At 73.5% G+C, this 15,013-nt stretch carries 13 protein-coding genes; 7 read left to right on the top strand and 6 right to left on the bottom strand.

Annotated elements, in window-relative coordinates; translation table 11 throughout:
* Positions 1-37: 37 nt before the first annotated feature.
* Both ACIHEJ_RS30095 and ACIHEJ_RS30090 read left to right on the top strand, forming a co-directional pair.
* Positions 38-655 (top strand): TetR/AcrR family transcriptional regulator, encoded by a 618-nt coding sequence (locus ACIHEJ_RS30095; RefSeq protein WP_400140228.1) that lies wholly within the window; start codon positions 38-40, stop codon positions 653-655.
* Positions 652-2,223, top strand: coding sequence for a glycerol-3-phosphate dehydrogenase/oxidase (locus ACIHEJ_RS30090; protein WP_400140227.1), 1,572 nt, complete (start codon positions 652-654; stop codon positions 2,221-2,223). The genes ACIHEJ_RS30095 and ACIHEJ_RS30090 overlap by 4 nt, the downstream gene beginning before the upstream one ends.
* A 66-nt stretch (positions 2,224-2,289) precedes the next feature.
* Here the strand turns inward: ACIHEJ_RS30090 and ACIHEJ_RS30085 are convergent, their stop codons facing one another.
* On the bottom strand, positions 2,290-2,940 hold the full coding sequence (locus ACIHEJ_RS30085; protein ID WP_400140226.1) for a TetR family transcriptional regulator: 651 nt from the start codon (positions 2,938-2,940) through the stop codon (positions 2,290-2,292).
* Between the two features lie 162 nt (positions 2,941-3,102).
* Here ACIHEJ_RS30085 and ACIHEJ_RS30080 point away from each other — a divergent pair, with 162 nt between their 5' ends.
* On the top strand, positions 3,103-3,888 hold the full coding sequence (locus ACIHEJ_RS30080) for an SDR family NAD(P)-dependent oxidoreductase (protein WP_400140225.1): 786 nt from the start codon (positions 3,103-3,105) through the stop codon (positions 3,886-3,888).
* A gap of 272 nt (positions 3,889-4,160) precedes the next feature.
* On the opposite strand, the gene ACIHEJ_RS30075 is transcribed toward ACIHEJ_RS30080, so the two are convergent.
* The 5 genes from ACIHEJ_RS30075 to ACIHEJ_RS30055 form a co-directional block, all read right to left on the bottom strand.
* Positions 4,161-5,129, bottom strand: coding sequence for a threo-3-hydroxy-L-aspartate ammonia-lyase (locus tag ACIHEJ_RS30075; protein WP_400140224.1), 969 nt, complete (start codon positions 5,127-5,129; stop codon positions 4,161-4,163).
* Between the two features lie 38 nt (positions 5,130-5,167).
* Positions 5,168-5,818, bottom strand: coding sequence for a transcriptional regulator (locus ACIHEJ_RS30070; protein ID WP_400140223.1), 651 nt, complete (start codon positions 5,816-5,818; stop codon positions 5,168-5,170).
* Positions 5,819-5,956: 138 nt separating this feature from the next.
* Positions 5,957-6,943 carry an aldo/keto reductase gene (locus ACIHEJ_RS30065; RefSeq protein ID WP_400140222.1) on the bottom strand — a complete coding sequence of 329 codons (987 nt, stop codon included), beginning with the start codon at positions 6,941-6,943 and terminating at the stop codon, positions 5,957-5,959.
* A gap of 136 nt (positions 6,944-7,079) precedes the next feature.
* A complete protein-coding gene (locus ACIHEJ_RS30060) occupies positions 7,080-8,975 on the bottom strand; it encodes an ABC transporter ATP-binding protein (RefSeq protein ID WP_400140221.1) in 1,896 nt (631 codons plus the stop codon).
* Positions 8,976-9,410: 435 nt separating this feature from the next.
* The gene (locus ACIHEJ_RS30055; RefSeq protein ID WP_400140220.1) at positions 9,411-10,118 is read right to left on the bottom strand and encodes an SDR family oxidoreductase; all 708 of its coding nucleotides are present in this window, start codon (positions 10,116-10,118) and stop codon (positions 9,411-9,413) included.
* A gap of 114 nt (positions 10,119-10,232) precedes the next feature.
* Between ACIHEJ_RS30055 and ACIHEJ_RS30050 the strand changes: the two genes are divergently transcribed.
* The 4 genes from ACIHEJ_RS30050 (at position 10,233) to ACIHEJ_RS30035 (ending at position 14,977) form a co-directional block, all read left to right on the top strand.
* Positions 10,233-11,021, top strand: a complete 789-nt coding sequence (locus ACIHEJ_RS30050) for an SAM-dependent methyltransferase (RefSeq protein WP_400140219.1) — start codon at positions 10,233-10,235, stop codon at positions 11,019-11,021.
* A gap of 217 nt (positions 11,022-11,238) precedes the next feature.
* A complete protein-coding gene (locus ACIHEJ_RS30045) occupies positions 11,239-12,639 on the top strand; it encodes a uracil-xanthine permease family protein (RefSeq protein ID WP_400140218.1) in 1,401 nt (466 codons plus the stop codon).
* A 158-nt stretch (positions 12,640-12,797) separates the two neighbouring features.
* On the top strand, positions 12,798-14,270 hold the full coding sequence (locus ACIHEJ_RS30040) for an amidohydrolase family protein (RefSeq protein WP_400140217.1): 1,473 nt from the start codon (positions 12,798-12,800) through the stop codon (positions 14,268-14,270).
* Positions 14,267-14,977: a sulfite exporter TauE/SafE family protein gene (locus tag ACIHEJ_RS30035; RefSeq protein ID WP_400140216.1), complete on the top strand. Its 711-nt coding sequence runs from the start codon at positions 14,267-14,269 to the stop codon at positions 14,975-14,977. The genes ACIHEJ_RS30040 and ACIHEJ_RS30035 overlap by 4 nt, the downstream gene beginning before the upstream one ends.
* The last annotated feature ends 36 nt before the right edge of the window (positions 14,978-15,013 follow it).

Below are 15,013 nucleotides of genomic sequence, written 5' to 3'. Positions count from 1 at the left end.
GCTTCCGTCCGGGCCCCGGGGCGTTACACTGTGACACATGACGCCTATTCGTCACAACGGTTCGGACGGCTCGAACGGCTCGGACAGCGATCCCGTGCTCGACGCGGCGCGCGACTGCGTGCTGGCCGTCGGCGTACGCCGCACCACCCTCGCCGACGTGGCCCGCCGCGCCGGGGTCTCCCGTATGACGCTGTACCGGCGCTGGCCCGACCTGCGCACCCTGGTCGGCGATCTGATGACCCGCGAGTGGATCGACGTGGCCACCCGGGCGATCCCCGAACCCGCCCCCGGCACCGGCACGCGCACCCGGATCGTGGACGGGATGGTGACCGGCGTCGAGGCGTTCCGGGCGCACCCGCTCTTCCGCAAGATCATCGACGTGGATCCGGAACTGCTGCTGCCGTACGTGCTCGACCGGCGCGGAGCGAGCCAGGAGGCGCTGCTGGCGCTGCTCGCGGACGCGCTGCGCGAGGGCCACGCGGACGGGTCCGTACGCCTCGGGCACGCCGAACGGCAGGCCCGCGCGCTGCTGTTGACCGTGCAGTCCTTCACCCTGTCCCTGCGCACCATGACCGACGAGGACGATCCGGAGCTGGACTCCGCCGCCTTCCTCGGTGAGTTGCGCACCCTTCTGGAGAGGACCCTGACGCCATGAGCCACACCGAGGCCGTACCGGGCTCGTCCCTCAGCGCACACCGGCGCAGCCGGGAGCTGTCCGAGGCCGCCGACGGCCGGGTGGCCGACGTCCTGGTCGTCGGGCTAGGCGCCACGGGTGCCGGAGCCGCCCTGGACGCGGCGGCCCGCGGCCTGGACGTCGTCGCGGTGGACGCCCACGACCTGGCCTTCGGCACCTCCCGCTGGAGCTCCAAGCTCATCCACGGCGGCCTGCGGTACCTGGCCTCCGCGCAGTTCGACGTGGCGCACGAGAGCGCGGTCGAGCGCGGGGTGCTGATGACCCGCACCGCCCCGCACCTGGTGTCCGCCCAGCCGTTCGTGCTGCCGCTGAGCCCGCTCGTGTCCCGGTCCCAGGCCTCGCTGGCCTGGGCCGGCTTCCGGGCCGGCGACATGCTGCGGCTCGCCGCCCGTACCCCGCGGCAGGTGCTGCCCGCGCCGCGCCGGCTGACGGCGACGGAGGCGCGGCACCTGGCGCCCTCGGTGCGCACGGACGGGCTGCGGGGCGGGCTGCTGTCCTGGGACGGCAAGGTGAGCGACGACGCCCGGCTGGTGACCGCGCTGGCACGGACGGCCGCCGCGCACGGCGCCCGGGTGCTGACCCGGGTCAGGGTGCTGGAGCTGACCGGGACGGGCGCCCGGATACGGGACGAACTCACCGGCGAGGAGGGCGAGATCAGGGCGCGTGCCGTGATCAACGCGGCCGGCGTGTGGGCGGGCGAGCTCGCCGAGGGCATCCGGATCCGGCCGTCCCGCGGCACCCACCTGGTGCTGCGCTCGGAGCGGCTCGGAACCCTGCCGGCCGGCCTGCACATCCCGATCCCCGGGGAGACCAACCGTTTCGTCCTGGTCCTGCCCCAGGGCGACGGCCGGGTCTACGTCGGCCTCACCGACGAGCCGGTCGAGGGCGGGATCCCGGACGTGCCGGAGGTTCCCGAGACCGACATCGGGTTCCTGCTGGATGTGCTCGGCTCGGTCCTGGACGCACCGGTGGGCCGGGACGAGGTGGTCGGCGCGTTCGCCGGCCTGCGCCCGCTGCTCGACACCTCGGCGGGCGGCGGACCCGGCCGCACCTCCGACATCTCCCGTCGGCACGCGGTGCTGACCTCGCCCGACGGTGTCATCACGGTGGTCGGCGGCAAGCTCACCACCTACCGGCGGATGGCCGAGGACGCCGTGGACGCCGCGACCGCGGCCCGGGGCCTGCGCGCGGCTCCCTCCCCCACCGCCGCGCTGCCGCTGGTCGGCGCCGCCGCTCCCGGGCGGCTGAGCACCCTGTCCGCCCCGCGCCGCCTGGTCCGCCGCTACGGCACCGAGGCCGCGGCGATCCACGCGCTCACGGCCGAGGACCCGGCGCTCGCCGCCCCCGTCCTGGCCGGCCACCCGGTCACCCGGGCGGAGCTGCTCTGGGCGGTCCGGCACGAGGGCGCCCTCGACGAGGCGGACCTCCTGGACCGCCGCACCCGCATCGGCCTGGTCCCGCAGGACCGCACCGAGGCACTGCCCACGGCGCGGGAGATCCTGACGGAGGCGTCGGCGGGACGTCCGTGAGCCGAGGGGCTTTCGCAGCAGTGAGAGAGGACGCCGCGTCTCAGGTTCGCAGCTGCGGCGTCCGCGCTATCCCGTCCCCTCGGCGTCCGACGCCGTCAGGCCCCGGTCGCCGACGAGTTGACGCAGGCAGTCGATCGCGAGCGCGGCCGGGGAGCCCTCGCCCGTGACACCGACCTCCGTGTCCGCCCAGGTCTCCAGCGCGATCCGGATCGCGTCCGTGGCCGCCGCCGCGACCAGGCGGACCCGGAGCGCCCCGAGCCGCCCGTCCGCGAGCCGGGCGACGACCGGGACGAGCCGTTCCTCGGACTCCTGGTTCACGCGGTACCAGACCGCCCGCAGGGCGGGATCGTCGGCGGCCGCCCGCAGCAGGCCCCGGGTCCGCAGCAGCGCCCGGGCCGCCTCCTCGTCCGGCGCCGCCAAGGACTGCCGCACCGCGGATTCCAGCGCCTGAGCCAGGCCGGTGCCCGGTTCCGCCGCTTCCAGCAGTGCCCGCCAGCGGTCGGCTCCGTCGGCGAGCAGCGGGCTCACCGCGTCCTGTTTCGAGCGGAAGTAGCGGTAGAAGGTCCGCAGCGCGACCCCGGCGTCCCGGGCGATCTCCTCGGCCGTCGTCGCGTGCGGCCCCTGGGTGGCGAAGAGCTCGGCCGCGGCATGGGCGATCTCCAGCTGGGTCGCCGCCTTGCGGCGCTCGGTCAAGGAGGGAGGCGGCTTCGTGCTCACCCCAGAAAGGGTACGGGTCGGCGACGGGGATCAGCACACAATGCCGTCATGGCAAAGCGTGCCACTTAGGCGTAACGTGGCGGGCCGGAGGTGCCGGGCAGGCAGGAGAACCGGCGCCGAGAAGGTTCCGCCGAGCAGGGGCAGGGCCGGGCAGGAGAAGACATGAACCGCTACGAAGGCCGCCGCGTCCTGATCACCGGGGGCGGCTCGGGCATCGGCCAGGCCACCGTGCTGCGCGTCCTCGGCGAGGGCGGCACCGTGGTGGCCGCCGACGTGAGCGAGCGAGGCCTGAAGGACACCGTGGAGAGGGCCGGGATGCACGCGGACCGGCTCACCACGCTCGTTGTGGACATCGCCGACGAGAGCTCCGTACGCGCGGGGGTCACCGCAGCGGTGGCCGCGCTCGGCGGACTGGACGTGCTGGTCAACGCGGCCGGCATTCTGCGCTCGTCGCACACCCACGCCACGAGCCTTCAGGACTTCACCCGCATCCTCCAGGTCAACCTCGTCGGCACCTTCCTCGTCATCCGCGAGGCGATACCGGCCCTGCTGGAGGGGCGCGACGCCGCGGTCGTCAACTTCAGCTCCACCTCGGCCACGTTCGCGCACCCGTACATGGCGGCGTACGCGGCGAGCAAGGGCGGCATCCAGGCCATGACGCACGCGCTCGCCGCCGAGTACGCACGGCGCGGCATCCGCTTCACCGCCGTCCAGCCGGGCTCCATCTCCTCGGGCATGACCGACGGCAGCGGCGCCAGCGGCCGGAGCGCCGGCCCGGGGCTGCCCGCCGACGCCGACATGACCCTGTTCGCCAAGCTGGCCCCGGCGATCGGCCAGGGGTTCGCCGGGCCGGAGACGGTGGCGTCCGTGGTCGCCATGCTCGGGTCCGAGGACGGCAGGTTCATCACCGGCACCGAGGTCCGCATCGACGGCGGCACCCACTTCTGACCGCCGCTGCGGGCCCGGTGCCCGCGGGCCGCAGCAGCGGTCCGGAGCCGGCGGAACGCCGGGGACCGGGCGAGGGCCACCAGTTCGCGGTACTCCTCGCTCCACAGGTCCTCGTCCGCGTCCGGCACGAGCAGCATGCGGTCCGGGCGGAGGGCGTCGCCGGCGCCCACGGCGTGGGGTGACCATCACGATCGCGCCGGAACTCGCTCGTCATGCCCCGACCCTGGGGGACGGCCACGCCCGGCCCTCGGCCGGCCGGTGCCGAACCGCCGTCAGGTGCCGAGGAGTTCGGTGAACCTGTCGCTGTCGATGTTGCCGCCGGAGGCGATGATGCCGACGCGGGGCGGGAGCCGGTCGACGCGGCCGGCCAGGAGTGCGGCGAGGGCGGTGGCGCCACTGGGTTCGAGGACGATCTTCAGGCGTTCGAAGGCGAACCGCATGGCGTCGACGATCTCCGCGTCGCCGACCAGGGCGATTGCGTCGACGAGGCGCTGGTTGAGGGCGAAGGTGAGCTCGCCGGGGGTGGACAGCGCCTGCCCGTCGGCGATCGTGCGCGGCACGGGCAGGGTGACGCGGGTGCCGCCCTCCAGGGAGCGCTTGGTGTCGTCGCCCGCCTCGGGCTCCACGCCGACGATCCGGATGCCGGGGTGCAGCGCCTTGGCGGCGGTCGCGCTGCCGGCGATGAGCCCGCCGCCTCCGACGGGCACCACGAGCGCGTCCAGCGGACCGGTCTCCTCGAGCAGTTCGAGGGCGGCGGTGCCCTGACCGGCGATGACGTGCGGGTGGTCGTACGGCGGGATGAGGGCCAGGCCGCGGTCCTCGGCCAGGGCCTCACCGAGCGCGGTCCGGTCCTCGGTGTAGCGGTCGTAGGTGACGATCTCGGCGCCGTACCCGGCGGTGGCCTCCCGCTTGGAGCGCGGGGCGTCCTCGGGCATCAGGATGACGGCGCTGGTGCCCAGTTCACGGGCGGCCAGGGCGGTGGCCTGGGCGTGGTTGCCGGAGGAGTAGGCGGCGATGCCCTTGGCGAGTTGTTCCGGGGCGAGCCGGGCCGCGGCGTTGTACGCCCCGCGGAACTTGAAGGCGCCGACACGCTGGAAGTTCTCGCACTTGATGAACACCTGAGCGCCGACACGGGAGTTCAGGGTGCGGGAGGTCAGGACGGGGGTGCGGTGGGCGACGCCTTCGAGGCGTGCGGCGGCCGCACGGACGTCGTCGAACGTTACGGCTGGAACGGCGGCCATGGCGGTGTCCTCTCGGCCCTGCGCGGGCTCTCGGTCCTTCACTTGGCGTAGTTGTAGACGGTCGCCCGGGAGACGCCGAGCAGGTCGGCGATGGTCTGGGCGGCGTCGCGCGAGTCGAAGTAGCCGTCCTGGTACAGCTGCCGTACCAGCGCCTTCTTGTCGTCGCGGCTCAGCGACCGCGGTGTGGCGGCGCGCTGGGCGGAGAGCGCCTCCACGGCCCGGCGCAGTTCGCGCGCGTTGCGGTCCCGCAGGGTCTCCAGGGGCTGGTCGCGGTGCTCGGTCTCCGTGGCCACCAGGTTCGCCAGGGTGAGGGTGACGGGTGACAGGACGGAGACGTCGAGGTTGAGGCAGAGGGCCGCGATGTACTCGCCGGCGGCGTTCTTGATGCCGATGGAGGTGCTCTTGGCGGGGCGGCCGTCGGGGAACCGGTTGGGGTAGTTCTGGATGACGCTCGGATACGCCGGGTCTGCGATCCGGGCGAGCCCCAACTCCGTCGCGGAGTCGCCGACCTGACGGCCCGACAGGTTGTTCTCGATCGCCCGGACGGCGTGCTGCGGATCCCGCAGGTCGTGCAGCACCACCTCGCACAGCCCCGGGAACATCCGCCCCAGCGCGACAGCGATTTTCTCCGCCTCCCCGATGAGGTGCTCGTCCGCTTCCGCCGAAGCTCCGGCCGCTCCGTCGCCCACCGCGCCCCCTTGGACCAATTTTCCAACTCTGGACAGTCAGGCTAAACAGCCGACGGGCATCTGTCCAGGGTCCACCGCGTACGCGTGCGGCCCGGACCCGCGCAGACGCACCGGTCCGGGCCGCACCCCTGGGCGGTCTCAGTGGCCGCTGATGCCCCGGGGCGTGTAGGGCTCCTCGAGCTGCTGGATCTCCTCCTCGGTGAGCTTCAGGTCCAGCGCGGCGAGGGCGTCCGGGATGTGGTGCGGCTTGGTGGCGCCGACGATGGGCGCGGTGACGCCCGGCCGGGAGGCGACCCACGCGAGGGCCACCTGGGCACGCGGCACGCCCCGGCGCCCGGCGATGGCGGCCACGGCGTCGACGATGCGCTTGTCGTCGGGCTGGTAGAGGGTACGGCCGAAGGCGTCGGTCTCGCCGCGGACGCTGGTGGCGTCCCAGTCGCGGGTGAGCCGGCCGCGGGCCAGCGGGCTCCACGGGATCACGCCCACGCCCTGGTCGGCGCAGAGCGGCAGCATCTCGCGCTCCTCCTCGCGGTAGAGGAGGTTGTAGTGGTTCTGCATGCTGACGAACTTCGTCCAGCCGTTCCGCTCGGCGGTGCGCTGCAGCTTGGCGAACTGCCAGGCGTACATGGAACTGGCCCCGATGTAGCGGGCCTTGCCCGCCTTGACCACGTCGTGCAGGGCCTCCATCGTCTCCTCGACCGGGGTGTCCGGGTCGAAGCGGTGGATCTGGTAGAGGTCGACGTAGTCGGTGCCGAGCCGCCGCAGGCTGTGATCGATCTCGGTCATGACGGCCTTGCGGGACAGGCCCGACCGGTTGGGCCGGTCGCTGCGGGCCGCGCCGTCGTCCACGGCGAAGAAGACCTTCGTGGCCAGCACGATCTCCTCGCGCCGGGTCAGCTCCGTGAGCGCCCTGCCGACGATCTCCTCACTGGTGCCGGCGGAGTAGCTGTTGGCCGTGTCGAAGAAGGTGATCCCCGCCTCCACGGCCTGCCGGATCAGTGGGCGTGCGGCCTCCTCGTCCAGGGTCCAGGGGTGCGGACCCCGGTCCGGGACGCCGTAGCTCATGCAGCCCAGGGACAGACGCGACACCTCCAGGCCGCTCGTGCCCAGCTTGACGTACTCCATGGTGCATTTCCCCTCGTTGTACGGTCGCGCCACGTGTGCGGCCGTCCGGTCCGAGGACGGGCCGGGACAGGACAGCCGCCATGATCATGATCGTAACCGGGCACCGCGCCATGAAGGGCACGGTGCCCGGGCCGCCTCACCGGTCCTTGGCGAGGGCCACGAGTTCGGCGAAGAGGCCGCCGGCGTGCACGAGGTCGTCGTAGGAGCCCTGTTCGACGATGCGGCCGCCGCGCATGACGATGATCCTGTCCGCGAGGCGCGTGTTCTCCAGCTGGTGGGTGACCACGATGGTCGTGCGCCGGGCGGCGAGGCGCTTGATCTCGAGGAAGATCCGGTGCTCCCCGCGCGGATCCATCTGCGAGGTCGGCTCGTCCAGGATGAGCAGCGGGGTACGGCGGTACAGGGCGCGTGCGCAGGCCAGGCGCTGCCACTGGCCGCCGGACAGCTCCGCGCCTCCGAAGATCTCGCGTGCGAGCAGGGTGTCGAGCTGCCGGGGCAGCTTCTCCATCACCTCGCGCATGCCGACGGCGTCGACGGCCTCCCACACGGGACCGTCGTCGTAGGTACGGGGCTGGCCGAGGGTGATGTTTTCCCTGGCACGCAGGGGCCAGCAGGCGAAGTTCTGCGGGACGAGGGCGGTACGGCGCCATACGGAGTCGGGCCGGGCCCGTGCCAGGTCGACGCCGTCCCACAGGACGCGGCCCTTGTCCGCGAGGAGGATGCCGGTGATCAGCTTGGTCAGGGTGGACTTGCCCGAGCCGTTCTCGCCCACGATCGCGACGATCTCACCGCGGCGCAGGGTGAGGGAGACACCGCCGACGGCCGGCTCGTCCTTGCCGGGGTACTGGTAGACGACCTCGTCGAGCCGGATCTCGTCGACGACCTCCGGGACGGTCGACTCCCCCCGCCTCGGGGCCCGTTCGGCAGCCAGGTCGAGGAAGGACCGCATGTCGGCGAGGTACAGGGAGGTGTGGAACAGCGCGGCCCCGTTCTGCACGAACTGCGTCAGCGCGGCGAGCGTGGTCTGCACGGCGACGACGGCGGTGGCGGCGACCGGCAGGGCGACCCGCCCCGTCATGGCGAGCCAGGCGAGCGCGGTCCAGGTGACCAGCATGAACAGGCCGCCGAGCGCGGAGGTCGCGAGGACGATGCGGAGCATGCGGGGCGCGGCGGTCAGGGTGCGCCGGTCGATGCGCTCGGACAGGGCGCGGTACCAGTGGACGAGGTAGTCGGTCATCCCGTTGGCGCGGACCTCGTCGCCGTGCCGGGAGTAGGCGGCCCACCAGCGCATCATGCCGCGGACGTTGCGGTCGCCGACGTTGGCGTAGTGCGTCTCGTAGTCGACGCGGGCCGACAGGACGGCTCCCAGTCCTGCGGGCAGGACGGCGAGCAGCAGCAGGGGGAGCATCAGCCAGTGCAGGGCGGTGATGACCCCGCCGGCGGCGATCATGCGGATGAGGGCGGACAGGAACCGCTGGGCGTCCTTGACCATCGTCGTGGTACGGGTGACACCGACCTCGGCGGCCTCCTGCCGGTCGGCGAACCCGTCCTCGCCGTAGGCGGCGGCCTCCACCCGGCAGACGGCGGAGACGAGCGCCACGTCGGCCTCGGTCAGCAGCCTCGGTGTGATCCGCCCGTCGGCGTAGGAGGCGAGGGCGCTGCCGACGCGGCCGACGGCCGCCGCGACGGTCACGACGGCGAGCGCGGGCAGGGCCGCGTGCAGGCGTGCGGAGACCGTCCCGGTACCCAGGAGGTGGGTCATGGCCCGGGCGGTGAAACCGAGGAGGACGGCTGCCGCGGCGCCCGTGAGCAGCTGGCAGCCGAGGAGCAGGACGACCGCCCCGCGGTCCACGGCCCAGGCCATGCGGGTGGTCTGTCCGAGCACGGACGGCAGTCGCCCGCACATCCTGCGGAAACTGGCTTCCTCCAGCGGGTTCTTGCCGTGCTTGCCCTCGTAGCTGATCGTGGCCGGCGGAGGCGGGGGCGGGGGCGGCGTGGGGGAGTCTTCCTTCGAGGCGTCCGTCGCGGTCACCTGTGTCCCTCCTTCGGTTCGGCACCGCACCTGGGTGGTCCGGTGGTGCCCGGCTCAACGAGGGGGTGGGCGAATCGAACGCGCTCGCTTCCGGACGAAGAACGGCCCCGCGATCGCGGGGCCGTCGAACGGGCGGTCGCATGGGCACAGGGCCTCCGCGGCGGCCGGAGGTGGCCGAAACGCCGGTGCTGGGACGGGGGTGACGGATGAGGTTGCGCTGCGCCGCCGGGTGCCGTCCCGTCCCGCGCCTCCGCGTTCCACCGCCCCCACCTACCGGACGGCTTCCCCGGCGGATCGGCCCGTGGTCGGCGGATCGTGGTTCAGGCCGGCGCGGACGGCGCTCGCTCCTGACGCGTCCGAGCATGACCTCACCGTCACCTCACGCGGCGGGCCCCGGCGACCGGAGCACCGGCTCGACCGGTTGCACGTGGCAGCTCACGCCTCCGTCAGCTGCGGGTACAGCGCGGTCAGGTCCCCGGAGAGCCCCGCCTTCACCCGCCGCGACACCTCGTCCGCCAGGACCTCGTACGCCCCGGTCTCGATGCCGTCGACCGCCAGGGCGGCGACGTCCCGCGGGGCCGACTTGGCGGCGTCGACCTGGGCGGCCATGTCGGTGTCGATGTAGCCGACGTGCAGCCCGGTGACTTCGATCCCCCGCGGACGGAGCTCCAGGCGAAGGGAGTTGGTCTGCGACCACAGGGCGGCCTTGGTCGCGCTGTAGGAGCCGGCGATCCCGATCCAGGAGAGCACGGAGTGGACGTTGAGGAGGTGTCCGCCGCCGTTGCGTTCGATGACCGGCACGAAGGCCCGGGCGGTGAGCAGGGGCCCGTAGAAGTTGGTCTCGAACTCCCGGCGGATGTCGTCGAGCGGGCTGTCGAGGAAGGAGGTGGCGCCCACCAGCACCCCCGCGTTGTTGACCAGCACGGTGACGTCCTCGGCCTGCGCCGCCGCGGCCCGCACCGACTCGGGGTCGGTGACCTCCAGGGCCAGCGGCACGGCGTCGGGGTGCGTGACCGCGCGCGGGTCGCGGGCGGTGGCGTAGACCTTGGCGGCCCCCCGCTCGTACAGCTCCTCCACCAGCGCCTTGCCCAGGCCGCGGCTGCCGCCCGTGACCAGAGCGACGGAGTTCTTGATCGAAGTCATGTCCGACTCCCCATTTGAAACCGATCGGTTTCCCTCAATGTAAACCGATCGGTTTCCACGCTGCAAACAGACCTGTCCAACCGATACCGTGACGGTCGTCGAGAGGAGCGCGGCGTGACACAGGACGGCGTCCGGTCCCTGAAGATCGACACGAGCAGACCGCACCCCGCACGGATCTACGACTACCTCCTGGGCGGCACGGAGAACTACGAGGTGGACCGGCGGGCGGCCGACGAACTCGCCGCCGCGGCACCCGAGGTGCGGATCGGGGTGCGGGCGAACCGCGCCTTCCTGCACCGGGCCGTCCGGTACGTCGTCGGCCGGGGCATCCGGCAGATCCTGGACATCGGCGCGGGCCTGCCCACCTCGCCCCACGTGCACGAGGTCGCCCGGGAGGCCGCGCCGGACGTGCGCGTGGCCTACGTCGACAACGACCCGATCGTGGCCGCGCGCGGCAGCGCGCTGCTCAGCGACTCCGGTACGACCGGCATCGCCCTCGGCGACGTGCGCGACCCGCGGTCCGTCCTCGGCCACCCCGACGTCCGCGCGGTGATCGACTTCGACCGCCTGTGCCTCGTCGCCGTCCTCCACTTCGTCGCCGACGCGGAGCAGCCCGCGCGGATCGTCGCCGCCCTGCGCGACGCCCTCCCGGCCGGCAGCTGCCTGGTGCTCTCGCACGCCACGGGCGACTTCGCCGACCGCAGCGCCGCCCAGGCCGTCTACTCCCGGGCCACCGCCGGCCTGCACCTGCGCTCCCGCGCCGAGGTCGAGCGGTTCTTCGACGGGTTCGAGCCGGTCGAACCAGGCCTCGCGCAGGTCCCGTTCTGGCGCCCGGACACCCCGCCGCCGCCCCGGTCGGGTGAGATCGGCTTCTACGGAGGGGTGGCCCGCAAGACCGGCTGAAGCAGCCGCAGCGCGCGTCCGCGGCCCCGAGCGCCGACCGAGCCGGGGCGAGCGGGGCGCCGACCCTTCCCCATCCCTTGACCGTCCCCACCCCTTGACCGACCCCCCGTCAGCGCCCTCATACTGACGGCCAAATCGATTTGGCCAAATCGATTTGGCCGCCGTCCACGGCCGGATCGTCGAGGCCTGAGCCGAGCGAGCCGAACGGAGCCCGCGCGTGTCCAGTCCCGTACACCCCGTCGACGCAAGCCCCTCCCGTCCTGTCGACTCCGGCACCGTCCATCCCGTGGACGAGTCCCGCCCCCTCGGCCGGATCCTGCTCTTCGGCGTCCAGCACGTCCTCGTCATGGCGGCGACACCGATCTCCGCGATCTTCCTGATGAGCGCCACCCTCCGGCTGAGCCCCGGGACCACCGTCGACCTGCTCTCGGCGGCGCTGCTGCTGTCCGGGACCGGATCGCTGATCCAGTCACTCGGACCCTGGAAGTTCGGGCCCCGGCTGCCGTTCGTGATGCTGCCCGGCGGTGCCCCGCTGATCCTGTTCCTGTCCATCGCGCAAGCGCACGGGCTGCGCACAGCCACCGGCGCGGTGATCCTCACCGCCGTCTTCACCTTCCTGGTGCTGCCGCTGTTCGCACGGCTGCTCAGGTTCTTCCCGCCGCTGGTGATCGGCACGATGATCGTGATCGTCGGCGTCAATCTGGTCAAGGTCGGCGCGCTGCTGGTCACCGGCCCGCCCGGGACCCCTGGTTTCGGCGATCCGGCCCGGCTCGGGCTGGCGTTCGCCACCATCGGTCTGATCGTCCTCTTCACCCGGCTGCTGCGCGGGATGCTGCGGCAACTCGCCGTGCTGCTCGGCCTGGCCGCCGGTACGGCCCTCGCCTTCGCCCTCGGGCAGGTCCACCCGGGCGCGGCCCTGACGGGTCAACTGATGGGCGTGCCCCGGCCGTTGCCGTTCGGTGCCCCCGCCTTCGACCTGCTCGCCGCGCTGCCGCTGATGCTGTACAGCCTCGCGTCCATGGCGGAGGCCACCGGGCAGACCGTCATCAACGCGGAGGCGGTCGGCAAGGACATCGACGTCCGCGCGGACGTGCCCCGCACCGTGCGCGGGGACGCGCTGACCTCTCTGCTCGGCGGCTTCTTCGGGCTGCCGTTGATGGTCACCAGCGGCGAGAACATCGGCATCGTCCGGGTCACGGGCGTACGCAGCCGGTACGTCACGGCCGCCGCCGGCGCCGTCCTGGTCGTCCTCGGTTTCGTCACCCCCGTCGCCCGGGCGATCAGCGTGCTGCCGTCGGCCGTGGTCGGGGGCGCCGCGATGGTCGTCTTCGCGGTGATCACCGTGCTGGGCGTGCAGATGCTGGGCCGGGCCCGGTTGGAGGACCACACGTCCACGGTGGTCTGCGCGGTCGCGCTCGCCCTGGGCCTGCTGCCGATCCTGATCCCCGGCGTGTACGCCGGTTTCCCCTCGGGCGTGCGCATCCTGATGGAGAGCGGGGTCGCCGTGGGTGCGCTCGTCGCCGCCGTGCTCAACGTCCTCTTCCACCATCTGGGCCGCCGTGCCGACCACAGCGCCGCCGTGCCCGCCGAGGCACCGCGACCGGCCGCCGGCGCGTGACCCGCTCCCCCGCCCGCACCGGCGCGCGCAGAACCGAACGCCCCCGCCCGATCGAACGCCCTCGTCCGATCGAACGCCCGCGCAGAACCGAACGCCCGCGCAGAACCGAAGGCCCGCGCAGAACCGAAGGCCCGCGCAGAACCGAACAACGGAGAACCATGACCGACCTGACCCCCGACCGGCTCCGCCACGACACGCTGCTGCTGGTCCCCGACGTGACGCTGACCCCCGAGGGTCCGTCGGACCTGCACGCGGTGGTGGTGCGGGACGGCGTCTTCCGCGACGTCGGCCCGGTCGAGCGGATCCTCCGCGACCACCCCGGGCCGACGCCCGTGCGGCTGCCCGGACACGCGCTGATGCCCGGCTTCGTCGACTGCCACCACCATCTGACGCAGAGCTTCGGCGGTGCCCTCGCCTTCGGGGAGCCGTCGGAGATCTTCCGCCGCGTCTGGGTGCCGCTGGAGCGGGCGCTGGACGAGGAATCGGCGTACGTCGCGGCCAAGCTGGCCGCGCTGGAGTCCCTGCGGGGCGGCTTCACCACCGTCGCCGAGGCGGGGACCCGGGCCACGGTGGACGTGGACGTGGTGGCCTCGGCCACCCGGGACGCCGGGCTCCGCTGCGTGCTGGGGCTCGTCTGCAACGACGCCGCCGACGGCACCGGCGAGGACGCCGATCCGCAGACCGTGCTCGCCGCCGCCGAGAAGCATCTGGCCCGCTACGCCGGGGACGACCTGGTGCATCCCTCGCTCGCCGTGTCCGTGCCGGAGGCCGCGACCGCGTCCACCCTGGCCGCCACGGCACGGCTCGCCGCCGATGCGGGCAGCGTCGTACAGATCCACGTCAACGAACACCTCGTCGCCGTCGAGCGCTCCCTCGTCCGGCACGGGCTGCGGCCCCTGGAACATCTGCTTCGCGTGGGCGCCCTCGGCCCGCAGTTGCTGGCCGCGCACGCGACCCTGCTCACCCCTGCCGAGGTGACGCTGCTCGCCGACAGCGGCACCGCGGTGAGCTACAACCCGGTGGCCAGTGCCTGGAAGGGCAACGCGGTCGCGCCGGCCACGGCCTTCGCCGAGCGGGGCGTCCGGTTCGGGCTGGGTACCGACGGGACCCGGGGGGACGGCTTCCGGCTCGCGGATGCGGCGGAGTTCGCGCAGCGGCTCGGCTACGGCCTGGCGAGCGGCGACTCCTCGTGCGGGGCGGGCTGGACCTGGCTGGAGCGGGCCACCGCGGGCGGAGCCGACGCCGTCGGGCTCGGCCGGCTCACGGGCCGTGTCTCGGTGGGCACCGCCGCCGACTTCCTCCTGGTCGACCTCACCGGACCCGAGATGCAGCCCTCCTGGGACCTCCCCTGGGAACTGGTCCGGCGGGGCAACCGCGACCAGCTCACCGCCGTGTTCGTCGCCGGGCGGCTGCGGTTGTGGCAGGGCTGGCCCCCGGACTGGGACGGACCGGCTCTGGTCCGCCGCGCCGCCGAGCTGGGCCGGAGCGTGGTCGGACGCGCGCAGGTGACGCGGACGCATCCGACGTCGGTGACGGCTCGGGACCGGGCCAGGGCGGCGGTTCCGGCGCGGTCTCCGGCGCCGTACGCGGACACCGCCGCGGGCGGACCGACGGGCGGCGGACGGCGATGAGCGGCGGCATGCTGGCGGTGCTGGCGGTGACCGTCGCGGCGGCGGCGTTCGTGCAGGGCACCAGCGGTCTGGGGTTCGCGCTGATCGTGGCACCGGTCGCCGGGCTGCTCGATCCGGGACTGCTGCCCGTGTTCGTGCTGACCGCGATGATCCCGCTCAACCTGTACGTGGCCTGGCGGGAGCGGCGCAGCCTGGATCTGCGCGGCGCTCGATGGATCACGGTGGCGCGGCTGGCGGCGACTCCGGCGGGACTGGCACTGCTGTGGCTGATCCCCGAAGGCGATCTCGGGGCGGTCGTGGGGGCGGCGACGGTGCTGGCGGCCGTGGTGAGCCTCCTGGTGCCGTCCTTCGTGCCCGGACGCGGTGCCTATGTGGGCGCGGGCGTCGTCACCGGGCTCACCGAGACCGCGACCGGCGTGGGCGGCCCGCCCCTGGCGCTCGTCTACCAGCACCGGCCGCCGGGCGAGCTGCGTGCCACGGTCGCCGTCTGCTTCCTCGTGGGCGAAGTCGCCTCCCTGGCCCTGCTGTTCGCCACCGGGCGGGGCCGCGCCGCGGACATGGGCTGGGCGGTCCTGCTGCTTCCCGCGCTGGCGGCCGGGGCCTGGCTGAGCCGCCTGGTGCACCGGCGCGTCGACGCCAAGAGGATGCGCGCGTTCGTCCTCGTCTTCGCGCTGGTGTCGGGGGTGGTTCTGCTGGCCGGGGCCTGAGGGCCGGGGCCGGGGGGCGGAGACCCGGGGTAGCAA

It is taken from the genome of Streptomyces sp. NPDC052301, assembly GCF_044593395.1.
Taxonomy (GTDB): Bacteria; Actinomycetota; Actinomycetes; order Streptomycetales; family Streptomycetaceae; genus Streptomyces.
The sequence above is the reverse complement of the archived record's forward strand: the minus strand, read 5'-3'. Positions and strand labels throughout refer to the sequence as shown.